13 protein-coding genes and 1 tRNA gene are annotated in these 14,067 nt (G+C 62.1%); 9 read left to right on the top strand and 5 right to left on the bottom strand.

What is annotated here, in order from left to right; translation table 11 throughout:
* Positions 1 to 13 precede the first annotated feature (13 nt).
* The 3 genes from ACYQ2I_RS17365 (at position 14) to ACYQ2I_RS17355 (ending at position 2,875) form a co-directional block, all read left to right on the top strand.
* Positions 14 to 727 carry an ABC transporter ATP-binding protein gene (locus tag ACYQ2I_RS17365; protein WP_460168297.1) on the top strand — a complete coding sequence of 238 codons (714 nt, stop codon included), beginning with the start codon at positions 14 to 16 and terminating at the stop codon, positions 725 to 727.
* Between the two features lie 25 nt (positions 728 to 752).
* The gene (locus ACYQ2I_RS17360) at positions 753 to 2,075 is read left to right on the top strand and encodes an ABC transporter permease (RefSeq protein WP_460168296.1); all 1,323 of its coding nucleotides are present in this window, start codon (positions 753 to 755) and stop codon (positions 2,073 to 2,075) included.
* Between the two features lie 92 nt (positions 2,076 to 2,167).
* Positions 2,168 to 2,875, top strand: coding sequence for a DUF4190 domain-containing protein (locus tag ACYQ2I_RS17355; protein ID WP_460168295.1), 708 nt, complete (start codon positions 2,168 to 2,170; stop codon positions 2,873 to 2,875).
* A gap of 55 nt (positions 2,876 to 2,930) precedes the next feature.
* Here the strand turns inward: ACYQ2I_RS17355 and ACYQ2I_RS17350 are convergent, their stop codons facing one another.
* Both ACYQ2I_RS17350 and hypF read right to left on the bottom strand, forming a co-directional pair.
* On the bottom strand, positions 2,931 to 4,334 hold the full coding sequence (locus ACYQ2I_RS17350; RefSeq protein WP_460168294.1) for a dicarboxylate/amino acid:cation symporter: 1,404 nt from the start codon (positions 4,332 to 4,334) through the stop codon (positions 2,931 to 2,933).
* A gap of 125 nt (positions 4,335 to 4,459) precedes the next feature.
* Entirely contained in the window at positions 4,460 to 6,838 is a 2,379-nt protein-coding gene (gene hypF, locus ACYQ2I_RS17345) for a carbamoyltransferase HypF (RefSeq protein WP_460168293.1), read from the bottom strand.
* 264 nt (positions 6,839 to 7,102) lie between these two features.
* On the opposite strand from hypF, the gene ACYQ2I_RS17340 reads away from it, so the two are divergent.
* The 4 genes from ACYQ2I_RS17340 (at position 7,103) to ACYQ2I_RS17325 (ending at position 9,096) form a co-directional block, all read left to right on the top strand.
* A tRNA-Arg gene (locus ACYQ2I_RS17340) sits at positions 7,103 to 7,176 on the top strand.
* Positions 7,177 to 7,570: 394 nt separating this feature from the next.
* Positions 7,571 to 8,422 (top strand): PSP1 domain-containing protein, encoded by an 852-nt coding sequence (locus tag ACYQ2I_RS17335; protein ID WP_460168292.1) that lies wholly within the window; start codon positions 7,571 to 7,573, stop codon positions 8,420 to 8,422.
* Positions 8,423 to 8,494: 72 nt separating this feature from the next.
* A complete protein-coding gene (locus ACYQ2I_RS17330; protein ID WP_460168291.1) occupies positions 8,495 to 8,938 on the top strand; it encodes a Minf_1886 family protein in 444 nt (147 codons plus the stop codon).
* Positions 8,935 to 9,096, top strand: a complete 162-nt coding sequence (locus ACYQ2I_RS17325; protein ID WP_460168290.1) for a hypothetical protein — start codon at positions 8,935 to 8,937, stop codon at positions 9,094 to 9,096. Before ACYQ2I_RS17330 ends, ACYQ2I_RS17325 begins: the two co-directional genes overlap by 4 nt.
* Before the next feature lie 24 nt (positions 9,097 to 9,120).
* Here ACYQ2I_RS17325 and ACYQ2I_RS17320 read toward each other — a convergent pair whose 3' ends face one another.
* On the bottom strand, positions 9,121 to 9,672 hold the full coding sequence (locus ACYQ2I_RS17320; protein WP_460168289.1) for a YqgE/AlgH family protein: 552 nt from the start codon (positions 9,670 to 9,672) through the stop codon (positions 9,121 to 9,123).
* A 293-nt stretch (positions 9,673 to 9,965) separates the two neighbouring features.
* Between ACYQ2I_RS17320 and ACYQ2I_RS17315 the strand changes: the two genes are divergently transcribed.
* Both ACYQ2I_RS17315 and ACYQ2I_RS17310 read left to right on the top strand, forming a co-directional pair.
* Positions 9,966 to 10,196, top strand: coding sequence for a DUF2905 domain-containing protein (locus tag ACYQ2I_RS17315; RefSeq protein ID WP_460168288.1), 231 nt, complete (start codon positions 9,966 to 9,968; stop codon positions 10,194 to 10,196).
* A gap of 76 nt (positions 10,197 to 10,272) precedes the next feature.
* Complete coding sequence (locus tag ACYQ2I_RS17310; RefSeq protein WP_460168287.1) at positions 10,273 to 11,355, top strand: glycosyltransferase; 1,083 nt, start codon at positions 10,273 to 10,275, stop codon at positions 11,353 to 11,355.
* A gap of 37 nt (positions 11,356 to 11,392) precedes the next feature.
* Here ACYQ2I_RS17310 and ACYQ2I_RS17305 read toward each other — a convergent pair whose 3' ends face one another.
* Together ACYQ2I_RS17305 and pilM are read right to left on the bottom strand one after the other, a co-directional pair.
* Positions 11,393 to 12,361 (bottom strand): hypothetical protein, encoded by a 969-nt coding sequence (locus ACYQ2I_RS17305; protein WP_460168286.1) that lies wholly within the window; start codon positions 12,359 to 12,361, stop codon positions 11,393 to 11,395.
* Entirely contained in the window at positions 12,361 to 13,911 is a 1,551-nt protein-coding gene (gene pilM, locus ACYQ2I_RS17300) for a type IV pilus biogenesis protein PilM (RefSeq protein WP_460168285.1), read from the bottom strand. Before pilM ends, ACYQ2I_RS17305 begins: the two co-directional genes overlap by 1 nt.
* Positions 13,912 to 14,067: the final 156 nt, after the last annotated feature.

Genomic DNA, 14,067 nt, shown 5'->3' with positions numbered 1-14,067 from the left:
GGAGACCGCTTCGGTGACGCTGGCTGCCTCGGTACGCAACCTGGTCAAAGAATACCATCTCGGCGGCGAAGTGGTGCGGGCGCTGCGCGGCGTGTCGTTCGACGTGCCCGAAGGCGACTACATCGCCATCATGGGAGCGTCGGGCTCGGGGAAGAGTACGCTCTTGAACCTGCTGGGATGTCTCGATCGACCGACCTCCGGCGAGTTGTACCTGGGCGATCAGAACGTCGCCTCACTCGACGACGACGCCCTTTCCGAGATTCGTGCCTCGCGGATCGGCTTCGTCTTCCAGTCGTTCAACTTGATTCCGCAACTGACCGTACTGGAAAACATCGAAGTTCCGCTGTACTACCAAGGAAGAGTCACTCGCGACAATCGGCAACGCTGTATCGAGCTGGCCGAGATGGTCGGGCTGGGCGACCGGTTGTATCACCGGCCGACGCAGCTTTCCGGCGGTCAGCAACAACGGGTGGCCATCGCCCGCAGCCTTGTGAACGATCCTTTTTTCATTCTTGCCGACGAGCCGACCGGCAACCTCGACTCGGTCACGACCGAGGAAATCCTCGAGTTGTTCGACCAACTGCACGCCCGAGGAAAAACGATCATCCTCGTGACGCATGAAGATGCCGTCGGCGCCAGGGCGAAACGAATCATCCGCTTGAAAGACGGCCAAATCGAGGCCGTCATCGAAAACACTTCGGCGACCTCCTCCCCGGTTCGCTCGTAGGCCCGACAGAATCGACGCGACAACCATGAGCATTTGGCTGCGAACGCTACAACTGGGTGTCAAGAGCCTGATGCTGCACCCGCTGCGGTCTTTGCTGACCGTTTTGGGCATCCTGATCGGCGTTTCCAGCGTCATTTGGTTACTGGCGATCGGCGAAGGCATCAGCCGCAAGGCCCAAGAACAGATCGAAAGTCTCGGGGCCAGCAATATCATCGTGCGCACGATCAAGCCGCCGACCGAAGAAATTCAACAATCGTCGGGCTTCTTGACCTACGGCTTGACCCGCGCCGACTTCGGGCAGCTTACCGAGACGCTTACCACCGTCAAAGGTGCAATTCCCATCCGCGAGCTGCGCAGCCGGTTCAGCTATCACGGTCGGATGGTCGACGGTCGGCTGGTCGGCTGCACGCCCGAGTACCAAGATACGGTCGGGCTCGAGATTGCCCGCGGACGATTTCTCAAACCGGTCGATAGTATCCGCCGCCACAACTACTGCGTCCTTTCGGCCGAGGTCGCCGAGCGGTTGTTCCCCTTCGAAGATCCGATCGACAAGGCGGTGCGGGTCGAGGAACAGTACTACGTGGTCGTCGGCGTGTGCAAACCGAAGATGCCCTCGGCGGCCATCGGCGGCTCGTTCGCCGCCCAGGACTTTTCCCGCGACGTCTACATTCCCATCGAGACGCTTTGGAGCCGAATCGGCGACATGGTATTCACCCGCCGTGCCGGATCGTTCGAGGCCGAGCGGGTCGAATTGAGCCAGATCACCTTGCGGATCGACGAGGTAAAACACGTCATTCCCACCGCCGAATTGGTCAAAGCGATTCTCGAAAAACGCCACAATTACCAAGATTACGGCGTTACCGTGCCGCTTGAACTGTTGGAACAAGCCCGCATCACGCGATTGATGTTCATCGTGTTCATGGGGCTGATTGCGGCGATCTCGCTGGTGGTCGGCGGAATCGGCATCATGAATATCATGCTGGCGACGGTCACCGAGCGAACACGGGAAATCGGCATCCGCCGCGCGCTGGGTGCCAAACGGCGGGACATCATCCGCCAGTTCTTGGCCGAAACGGTCGTGTTGTCGACCGTCGGCGGCCTGGTGGGAATCCTGGTCGGATTCACCTGTCCGCTGTTCAGCGAGGCCCTCAAGGCGATCATCCATCACAGCATGCCCAAGGTCTTCGAGAGTCTGCCCGAGGTCGTCACGACCATGCGGCCGGTCATCGTTCCCTGGTCGTTGCCTTTGGCATTCGGAATCGCCGTGTTCATCGGAATCGTCTTCGGCTTGTACCCGGCCGTCCGCGCCGCCAAAATGGATCCCATCGAGGCCTTGCGGCACGAATGATCGACCGGTGACCGTGAACCGCGCAACCGGCCGCCTCGTATCGATATTTGCCGCCTGCACACCGTCGAGCTTTTCATCGCCGGGAAAGCAATATGCCGTCACCCGAAAAGAGCGAACAAACCCACGAATCCGGTCGCACCGTCCGACGCCGACGCCGGACGTTCCAGGAATGGTACCGCGAGGTGGAAAACGACGCCGTTTGGAGCCTCGTGTTCGGGATTCTCTCGCTGTTGTGCTTTTTTACCGTATGGCTGATCCCGCTGCCGATCGCCGGGTTGGCGTTGGGAATCCGGGCGCGACGCAAGATTCGCAAGGCTCCCGACGTACGCATCGGCGACGCCTACGCGAAGGCGGGAATTTGGATGTCGTTGGTATTCGGACTGGTCGGTTCCTCGTGGGTGATCTACGACTACCTGGCCAACGCACCGCCGGGCTACGAGTTGATAAACTTCGCCGAACTACAACCCGCCCCCGACGATCCCTATCAGCGAATCCCCGAAAAAGCCAAACAGTTGGGCGATGAAAACAAGAAGGTTTTCGTGTGGGGCTACATGGTGCCCACCGATCGCCGCACGCGTATCAAGAATTTCATCCTCGTCGGTTCGATCAGCCACTGCAAATTCTGCCAACAGGGGCTCAAGCCTACGCAGATGATCGAAGTCGAGTTGATGCACGACTTGGAACTGGACTACTCGACGCAAAAGATCGGGGTGGGCGGCAAGTTCTACGTGCATCCCGAGCCGACCGAGTCCCAATTCGGCGGCGTCGCCTACAAGATCGAAGCCGACGTCGTCCGCTGAGCCCCGGCAACACCCCCGTTGCAAAAACGGCCGTTCGTGCCTTGCGCGCCGCGGGTCAAGGCGTCGCGTCGTCGCCTTCCGATGGTGCGCCGGCGGTCTCTTTCCCTCGGCGGCGTTCCTGCAACGCGGCCACACAATTGGCGATAGCCAGGTCACCGGTCACGTTGACGACCGTCCGCGACATGTCGAGCAGCCGGTCGATCCCCAGGATGATGCCGATTCCCTCGCCGGGCACGCCGACTGACTGCAAGACGACGACAATCAGCGGCAGGGAACCGCCCGGTACGCCCGCGGTGCCCACACCGGCCAAGACGGACATCAATACGACGATGATCTGCTGCGTCAACGTCAGATCGACGCCGAACACCTGAGCCAGGAACAGGACGACCACCCCCTCATAGAGCGCCGTTCCGTTCTGATTGCCGGTGGCGCCGATCGTCAGCACGAAGCGTGAGATCTTCTTGGGCAAATGCAGCTTTTCGTCGGCGGTTTGTAAGGCGACCGGCAACGTCGCATTGGACGACGAGGTTCCGAAGGCCACCAACATCGTTTCTGAAACGGCCGCGAAAAAACGCCACGGCCGGGTGCCGCCGAACAACCACAACACGACCGAGTAGACGACCACCAGTTGAATCGCCAAGCCGCCCATTACGGTTGCGATCAATCCGGCCAACGGCATGAAGATCGACACGCCCAACCGCGCCGTCACGCCGAACATCAACAGCGCCACCCCATAAGGTGCCAGTCGCATGGCAAAATCGATGATCACCATCGACACCTCGTACAGCCCCTCGATGCAACCGGTAAGCGTCTTGGCCCGGTCGCCGGCAATCGCCAAGGCCACCCCGAACATCAAGGCGAAGAACATGACCGCCAGCATGCCGTTCCCCTTGCTCGAGGCGTCGAGTGCACCGACGGCCTCTTGCAGCGGGTTTTCGGGAATGATGTCGAGGAGAATGTCTTTCAGCGGCTTGGCCTGTTGGGCTCTTGCAATATTCTGTTCGGCTCCGGCGGTATACTGCTCCAGAATTGCTTCCCGTTGCTTGGCGGGCAGCATCTCACCCGGCCGAATCGTGTCGACCAGAAAAATGCCGAGGACGACCGCCATCAACGAAAAGCCCAGCGTGAACCAAAGCGTTTGGAAGCCGAGTTTGCCCAATTGACGCACATCGCCGATTTCCACAGCTCCCAAGGTCAGCGCCGAAAAGACCAGCGGCAAGACGATCATGAAGATCAATCGCAAGAACACCCGCCCCGCCGGATCGGTCACTTGCAGCACGACCCAGTCCAGCGTATCGTGCACCCCGTTGGCGTCGGTATCGAGCGGATCGACCACTCCGGGGACGACATCGCGGGCGGCCATTCGGTTCGCCGCCAATCCCAGTGCCGCACCCAGCACCAGTCCGATCAGAATCTTCCAATGCAACGCCAGCTTGCCGCGTGTTTCCTTTTCGCTCACGGTTCTCCTCGAATTTTCAAGGCCGTGGATTCCCGGGCGCGCATCGAAGCTGATGCGACGGTAATGTCTTTGCCGAGGGTACTATCCCCAGGGTCGCGCGACAACCCGCTGCTTTTCTTCAGCGGTCAATCGACGGCATGATCGACGGGCGCTTCTCGCCGATATTCACGCGCCGCCAGCCACAGTTGTCCGACGGCGATCGATCCGTCGCCGCACGGAAGTTCACGGCCGACAAGGACGCGCCGGTCAGGCAAGCGACGGCGGATTTGGTCGACCAACACACGATTCAAGAAGCACCCGCCGCCCAGTGCAACCGTCGGTACGTCGAAATGCGCCGCTGCTTGTGCCACGACATCCGCCAGCGCGGCGTGAAACCCAAAAGCCGCTTGTTCCGCCGACAGGCCGCGTCGAATGCCCTCGGCCAGCGAGCGAATCAACGGCTCCCAATCGACGGTGATCGGATCGTCGCCGACGAAGCGGCACGGTTCGACGAACGGTACATCGTCGGGCATGTGTTCGACCGACGCAAGGAACCGCTCGGCGGCAAACTCGAGGAACACTGCTGCGCGGCCTTCGAACCCGACCTTCCCGCGGAACCCGCACACGGCCGCCGCCGTATCGAATAACCGCCCCATGCTGCTGGTAAGCGGTGATGCGATTCTGCGCGAAAGCGCCTGCGCGAAAATGCGGGCTTCGTCTTCGGAAAACTCGACGCCCGGCATCGCGAAAGCGTTTTCGCCTTCCAATTCAAAAAAGACGCCCAGCGCCGAACGTCGCGGTTCGCGGACGGCTTTGTCGCCGCCCGGCAGTCGGAACCGGCGCAAGTGTGCCGCGCGACGCATCGTGTCGCCGTCGAACAAGAAGAACTCGCCGCCCCACACGCTTCCGTCGCGCCCGTAGCCGGTGCCGTCCCACGAAACGCCGAGCACCGGCAAGGGCGGCAACGCTTTGTCGTGGTGCTCCGCCTCGGCCAGCACCGCAGCCAGGTGCGCTTCATGATGCTGAACGCGCACCAACGGCACGCCGAACCGTGCGGCCAAATCTTCGGCCACGCGCGTCGACGCATAGTCCGGATGCAAATCGCACGCGATGCACTCCGGTGCGCGGCGAAAAAACCGTAACAGATCATCGACCACGCGCCGGTGAACGGCGACCGCCGGCCGATTGTCCAAATCGCCCACGTGCGAACTGACGACGATCCGATCCTCGATCGACAGGGCCGTCGTGTTCTTCAAATGCCCGCCCACCGCCAACACGACGGGCAAGCGACACGGCATCACCAGCGGCTGCGGCGCGTAACCTCGCGCGCGGCGGACCATCCGTATCCCCGGCGCACGATCGTCCGGCATCACGACCGAATCGTCCACCGGCCGCACGATCGGCCGATCGTGGAGAAGGAATACGTCGGCGATTTCTCCCAGCCGGCGCAAGGCATCGGCATCGTCGATCGCCATCGGTTCTTCCGACAGATTTCCGCTGGTGCACACTACGGGCCGCTCCACCAATCCAAGCAACAAGTGATGCAGCGGCGTGTACGGCACCATCACGCCCAAATACGGATTGTCGGGTGCAACGGCCTCCGCGATCACGGGCGTCTGCGACGTCGGTCGCCGTTTCAACAGCACGATCGGGGCGGCGCCCGAGTGCAGCGCCTCGCGTGCCGCCGCAGGCACTTCGACGTAGCGTGGCACCGATTCGGCCGTCACCATCACGGCGAACGGCTTGTCGGGCCGGCGCTTTCGCTCGCGCAATCGCAAAACGGCCTCTTCGTCGGTCGCATCGCACACGAGTTGGTAACCGCCCAATCCTTTGAGTGCCAAGATCTTGCCTTCGAGCACGGCCCGGGCGGCACGCTGCAAGGCTTCTTCCTCCTTAGCACACACCCGGTCGAGCGAAAAGCGAGGCGCCACGTCGCTCGGTTCGATCAATGCCAACTGCGGCCCGCAACGCGGACACGCGATCGGCTGCGCGTGGAATCGTCGATCGAGGGGCGATTCGTACTCGCGACGGCAGTCGTCGCACATCTCGAAGATCCGCATCGACGTGAGCGGCCGATCGTACGGTACGCCCTCGATGATCGACCAACGCGGCCCGCATTCGGTGCAGTTGATGAACGGATAGCGATACCGGCGATCGTCGGGATCGGCCATCTCGGCAAGGCACTTTTCGCACACAGCCAAATCGGGCGGTATCCCCGGCAACACGCGGTCCGATGCCTCGCTCGCGGTGATCGCGAAACGCGTTTCGCCTTCGGTCGGAACCTCGGAAACCTCGAACCGCTCGTATCGGGCCCAGGCGGGCCGCTCCGTTTTCAACCGTTCGACGAACGCTTCCGTCGATTCCTGCGGCCCTTCGATCTCGATCGTCACCCGCCCCGATTCGTTCCGCACCCAACCGCCCATCCCGAGCGCGTGCGCAAGGCGATACACGAACGGCCGAAAGCCGATGCCTTGCACCGTTCCCTCGACGACGATTCGCTTTCGCCGAATTTCAGAGCGATTCAAACGAGCGTTCCCTCTCCCTTGCGCACGCCAAGCCTGCCCGAATGTGTCTAGTGTATCCCCAGATTGCGGGATTCCCAACCGGCGTCGAAGCGTCGGCGCGGCACGTTCGCCTCACCCTCTAGACTTTTCAGCCGGCTAGGGGTAATGTGAAAGTAACTTGTCGGCACGGTCGCGGAGGCGGTGCAATCGAGTCGTGCGTGCCGGCGGGTTGACCGCGCGAAGTCGGCCTTTATGACGTGCCGGAAGAGAAAAACATATCGTCGCGCGCCTGTAGCTCAATTGGATAGAGCATCGGTCTTCGGAACCGAGGGTTGGGGGTTCGAGTCCTCCCGGGCGTGCTGGTCACAAAAGCCTCGGGCTTCGGTCCGGGGTTTTTTCTTTTCTTGCTGGAGGTCGTCCTTCGACGTCCCACCGACGGATCCCGCTTCCGAAGAGGCTTCCTTCTCGCAACCGCCCGTTTGCGTACCCTCGGCCGGCGGTGCAGACCCGGCGGCATCGCAGCGTTCCGACCTGTCGGCCGTTGGGGCGGGGCACAGAAATCGGCGGTGATTGCCCAGCTTCGGCTGAGGTAGGGCAGGTGCAGAAGATGTGTTCCGTTTTCCGCAGGCTGCGTTTTCGGATACGATAAAGAGGTTGATGTCGGCCGCGCCGAGCCGTTTGCGGAATGCCCGCTGCGGCAAAGCGGTCGATCGTCGTCATGAATTCATTCGTCCTTCGATACCGAGGGAACCGATGCCGCAATATGTCGTCCGATACGGCGCCATGCGACTGATCGGCGTCTTCAATCCGCCCAAGGGCGATTCGCCGCCGATCCGGCGAGGCGACCAGGTGATCGTCCGCACCGACCGCGGGCTCGAAGTGGGAGAAGTCTTGTGCGAAGCGACCGAGCGGGTCGTCGCACGGTTGGACAATCCGGGGGAAGGAACGATCCTCCGGTTGATGACCAATGATGATCGACGTGAGGCCGAGCGGCTGCGCAAGCAATCCATCGACGAGATGGATGTATGCTGGAAATGGATTCGTAAGCTCGGTTTACAAATGGACCTGGTCGACGTCGAACACCTGTTCGGCGGCGAGCGGATCATCGTCTACTACCTGGCCGACGGGCGTGTCGATTTCCGCGAGCTGGTTCGCAAGCTGGCGGCCGAGTTTCAAACCCGCATCGAGATGCGGCAGATTGGTGTGCGGGACGAAGCGAAGCTGCTGGCCGACTACGGCGACTGCGGCAAACCGGTCTGCTGCAATACGCACCTGGTCAAGATGGCGCCCGTTTCGATGCGAATGGCCAAGATTCAAAAGGCCACGCTCGATCCGGCGAAGATTTCCGGTCGCTGCGGCCGGTTGAAGTGCTGCCTGCGCTACGAATATCAGCAGTACGAAGAGATGCAACGGCAGCTTCCGAAAATCGGTGCGCGTGTCGAAACGGCCGACGGCCCCGCCCGCGTGGTGGGACAAGAAATCCTGGCGCAACAGGTACTCATCGAGACGGAAAACCGCGTTCGCAAATTGGTGCCGGTCGACGCCGTAAAGGTGGTAGACAAGACGTCCGGCGGAGCCGATGATGAATCAAAGGAAGAAGAATAACCAGTGACCGGGGGCGACCTTGAACGAGATCGGTCGCCGCGCAATCGATTTCAGCCACTCGAGGCAGCGGCCATGATGCTCAGTCCTTCACATCCGTTGTGGAAACTGGTCCGCGAAGACAAACGATACAAAATCGACGCGTACTTCTTCGTGTTCGACGCCCTGCGGTTTGCGCAACAGGAGTTGGGCATGGGGCACGAGGCCCCGAACGAGCCGATGGAAGACGACGAAGACGACCAACCGCATCGACACGTCACCGGCCAAGAGCTGTGTCACGCGATTCGGGAGTACGCGATCCGTCAGTTCGGTTACATGGCCAAGACGGTGCTCAACAACTGGGGCATTTACAAAACCGGCGATTTCGGCGAGATCGTGTACAATTTGATCCGCTTGGGCATGATGCGGAAAACGAAGGAAGATCGCCGGGAAGATTTCGACGACGTGTACGACTTCGAACAGGTCTTTTGCCGGGACTTTCAGATTCGCGTTCCCGACGAAAAGGAACTGCCGATATGACGCGGCGGAAGGAACGACGCGTGCCCGCACCGAGAGCCTCGGCGACGGCGTATCGTCCCGATCCCCCCACTGCCCGGCAGCGTCTGCAACTGATCGCCGCGGCGACGGTGCTGGCGTTGTGGCTGTTTTGCCTGATCGTGCTCAGTGTCGTGGGGTGAAGCGCCGGCCGCGCGACGGCGGGGTCAATTGAGGGAGGGGGCTTTGGGCCGAATCCGCGGTTTGAGAAGTTGGGCCAGTTCTTCGCGCCCGATCCGGTAGATCAGGCGGCGCCACACGTCGGCAGATTCGTCGAAGACGATATCGGGATCGGCCGGAGTCACCAACCATGAGCCGGTCGCCAACTCGGCCTCGAGTTGTCCGCCGGCCCAGCCGGAATGCCCCAAGAACAGGCGGCAGTTGCCGCGATCCTCGGCGGCGAGCTGTTCAAGATGCTCGCGTTGGGCCGAGAAGTAAACGCCGGGAATGACTTCCAGCTCGGAACACGCGGCGTTGTCGTGCAGCGCCATCAGCGGTCCGGGGACAGGCCCGCCGATGTGGAGCAGCCCACGCCGCTCGCAGGGTGTATCGGAGACCTCTTGCCACAGCTCGGCCACGCTTTTGTCGTGCCGCCGATTGACGACGAGCCCGAACGCCCCCTCCTCGCTGTGGTGGACCATCAAGACGACCGTCTGGACAAAATTCGGGTCGACGAGGTAGGGGGACGCCACCAAGAAATGCCCCTTCAAGCTGTTCATCGTCCACGTCCTCCCACCTTCGAATACGACCAATCCTCTAACCTAGTGACGTCGGTACGGCGATTCGGGTTCCCTCCCCTCTCGCGACAGTCCCTCAATCAGGTGGTGATACGATCCGGTTGTGAGACAGTGTATCGCGCGTTCGGGATTTGACCAGCCCCAAGCAGCGGCCGGTCCATCGCCCTGCCGGTCGTCGATTGGTTGCTTTTCACGACACGTTCCCTCGGCTAAGGTAACTGTTGCGCTGGGGAGACATCTTCTTGCCTGCGATCGAACGAGGGGAGGGCATCGCGATGGACACCCAATCGCTCGGCAAGTGGATCATGATCATCGGTATCGTGACGGCGGCGATCGGCGGCCTCATTTGGTTGTTCGGTCGACTGGGGTTTCCCTTGGGCCGTTTACCCGGCGATATTCACCTAGGGGGTGATCGGTGGTCGGTCCATTTCCCGCTGGTGACCTGTTTGGTGTTGAGCATTCTTTTGACAGTGATTCTCAATCTCGTTGCCCGTTTTTTGCGATGAACATCCAATTCCGCAACCGCCGTCGGCGTATGCTCAGCCCCGCACAAGACGGAGTCGTTCTGTGAGGATCGCCCTGGTGTCGACCGAACGCGACTGGGGCGGCGGCGAGGTCCAGCTCGCCCGCCTCGGCATGCTCTCGGCAGAGCACGGTGACGACGTCCTGTTTCTCGCCTCGGCCGCCGGCAAATTACGAGATGCCGTTTCCACCGGCGATCTCCCCTGCGCCGTCCAGACGTTTCCCGGTCGAGGTCGTTCGCCCTGGGCTTGGCTGCGGATACGCGCCGCTTTGCGGGCGTTTCGGCCGCAGATCGTCTACCTGAACGACCCGCGCGCCGTGTCGGCAGGCGGCGTCGCATCGATCGGCCTCGGGATTCGTCGGATCGCAGCCCGGCGAGCCGCGTTTCCCATCCGATCGCCCGGCAAATACCGCCGATTCGCCGATCGGATCATTTGCGTTTCGAAGCGGGTAGCGGCGATCTGTCGTGATTCGGGCCTGCCTGCCGAGCGCTTGCGGGTCGTCTACGACGGTGTCGATGTCGAACGCTACGCCGAAATCGATCGCACCGAGGCGCGTGCGGCCGTTCGCGCCCTGATCGGTGAACATCACGGCCGCCACGACGGCGCTCCCGTCTTGCTGACCGCCGGAAAACTGACCGCCTGCAAGGGCCATCACGTGCTGCTCGACGCCTTGTCGCGTCTGGCCGACCGACGATGGGTGTTGATCCTATTGGGCGAGGGGGAACGCCGCGAGGCGCTCGCCGATCAGGCTGCTGCATTGGGGATCGCCGACCGCGTCCTGATGCCGGGCTTCCGCGACGATTTGCCCCGCCTGTTGTGCGGTGCCGATGTATTTGTGTTTCCTTCACTGGAGGAAGGACTAGGCTCGACGGTGATCGAGGCGATGGCCGCGGGCGTGCCGATCGTAGCGACGACCGCCGGCGGCCTTCCCGAGCTCTTGCAGCCCGACGACGGCCCGCCGATCGGACTTTCCGTTCCGCCGGGCGATGCCGCGACCTTGGCAGCGGCGATGGCGGCAATGCTCGACGATCCCGGCGCACATGCCGATACCCGGCGGGCGCGAGAACTTGCCGGGCAACGCTTTTCCTTCGATCGAATGGTCCGCGACACGCGCGCGGTGATGGAGGAACTGGTCGCTTGACCGCGCAACCGGTCGCGAAGCCGTTTGCCCCGGCAATTTACGTGTCTTCTTCTTCGTCGCCGGGGCGATTGTTGCCGTACAAGTTCTGTCCCAGCTTCAGCACACGCCGTTCGCCGTCGAGTTCGATTTCGACGTCACGCAATCCGATCTTGAGCACGCGGGCGGAGCGATCGCCGACCTCGAAACTCTCGTTTTCGTGGAGATTGTACGTTTCGCCGCTGGTGCGTTCGCGGATCCACACCTCGCGAAGCCGCCGGCCGTTCTTGATCACCTCGACGATGCCGTCGACGAATGTGTACTTGACCGGGTCGAATTCCGGCTTGGGCGGCGGTTCGGGACGGGGCGGCGGTTCCGGGCGCTGGACGATCGGTCGCGGCGGCTCGTACGGCCGGAAGAGACGTCGCTCGACGATCGAATTACGGTAGACGTCCAGTTCGGCGATGTCGAATCGCGGCGGGGCATCGGGCAACGCGTCGACGGCTTCGGCGTCGTCCAGGGAAATCGCCTCGATGGCAATCGTGATTTCCAGGTCGGAACTCTCTTTGATCGGGTTGATCGTGAGCCGTGTAATCTCGTGCAGGTATCCCTTCGAGTAAAACCCGTGCAGGAACCGCGTCAGATCGTCCATCGAGGCCACACCGCGGACGGTGTACGGAAACCGCGTGAACAGGTCTTTCTCACGACGCGCCTCGCCCGAGTACACCTGTTCCTCGTCCAAGCCCGAATCTTGAACGAGTTTCAGCAACCAGTTTTGGTACTCGCGGCGGGCGACGCTTTCTTCGGCGGGAAGCGACTGCTTCTTCCACGCATCGATCTTTTGCTGAATACGGCGGGCGTTGGCCAGTTGTCGCTGCTTGAGATTGTATTCCGAGGCGAATTTGTCGGCGTTGGCCTTCGCCGTGAGTACGGGCGAGACCAACAACGTCCAGCCGGCACGCCCGACGGCCAAGGCCGCCAACAGACCGAGAACCCCCAGCAGCAGCGTTTCTCGTCGTAATTGCGGCATTACTCGGCCTCCTTTGCAGCGGGCGTTTGCGGGTCGGCCGGTTCGATCAACACCATGGTCGTGAACCGCAAGGTGTAGGGGCGTTGCGACTCGTCGGAGCTCTTGTCCTTACTGACGACGTGATGCGTCGCATCGTGCAGCGAGTCTTCGAGCTTCTCGACGGCTTCGACGTCGCGGGCCAAGCCGTCGAGCACGAGTTCGCCGCCCGATCCGCCCGCCCCGGCCGAGATCTTCGTGAGCATGACTTCCTCGGCCGAGGGCCCCTTGTCGCACAATCGCCGAATCTCTTCGAGCCAGCAGATGTCGCGGTCTTGCCAGCGATCGACCGCGGTCGCCAGCTTGCGCAGTTCATCGGCGTCTTGAAGCTCTTTGTCGAGTTTCTTGATGCCGGCCGACAGGTTTCTCGCCCGATCGAGCTGGGCCGCCCTCAAGCTCCAACTGGCCACGACCATCGCAACGATCAACAACAACCCCGTGAGGATCGCCAACGCTGCGCGGTTGCGGGCCGAAGGCGGTTCCGGCGGTTTATGCGGATGCAGAAAATCGAGCGGCGGATCGACGCCTTCCAGCTCGTCGGCCGCCATCCCCAACAACGGTGCGAAACGGCCGGGATGGTCGGGGATCTGCGATGCCAACCGATCGGAAACGGCAAACGGAGCAAACGGATCGCAGCACTCGACGCGGATACGCAGTTTCTCGCCCAATCGCGAAGCCAACTGCTCGTGGGCGGATGTGGCCCCGAACAAAACGATCCGTTCGATCGGACGGCCTCCAAGCTGGTTTTGCGCGGCTGCCATCGTCCGGCGAATCTCGCCTTGCAGCGACAGAATCGACGCATTCGGGGCGAGCGGATCACCGGTCAACCGCGCGGTCCGCATCAAGACGACGCGATTCCCTTCCAGCACGGTCAGGTCGATTTCCTCCGCCAGCAGGTCGACCAACAAGGTGACCTCGTCGGCGGTTCGCGACAAACGGCGATTCACCAGCACGGCGGCGCCGGTCGGCCGCAACATCATGCGGGCGATTTTCAATTCTGCGGCGTCGGCGGTTTCTTCGATTTGACGGCGGATCGCCGGCGGCATGGCGGCCACCAGCAGGCGACGCGGCTGCGAAGGATCGTCGTCCAACGGCAGATAATCGACCAACCAGTCGGCATCGACGTGGGGAAACTCTCGCTCGACCTGAAAGCGAACCATCTCGGGCAGGTCGGTATCGGCAGCCGGCGGAAACGACATCTGCCGCAATTCGATCAAGGAGCGGCTGATCGACACGACGACCTCGCCCTTGCCCACCCGATGAGCCGCCATCGCGGCGGCGATCTTTTCGCCCACTTCGGCCGGCGATAGGACTTGAAGTGCGGCCACCTCGCCGCTTTCTTCGGGATCCTCCGGCACGGTGCCGTCGTCGTTCGATTCATCGGGAAGGACGACCCGACCGGCCAGCGGCGCACTGAAGGCGTGCTCGACGCACATCTGGTTGCGCCGCTTCGTCGCGACGACACACCGGAGTTCTTCGTCGTCCCATTCCAGGGCGATGACTCTCGAAGCCATGATCTCCACCACCAGCAAAAAAACACGAGCGCGGAAAGCCCTCCCCCCTTCGACAGCAGGGGGGGTAGAACCTCCGCCGCGACGCGGACGGAACGCGATACCCTTCGGAGAGGGAATCCCCTATTGATTTTACCCACGAACCGGAGGCGCGGATTC

The sequence above is a fragment of the Thermostilla marina genome, assembly GCF_054657455.1.
This window is presented reverse-complemented; position numbering and strand designations above follow the sequence as displayed.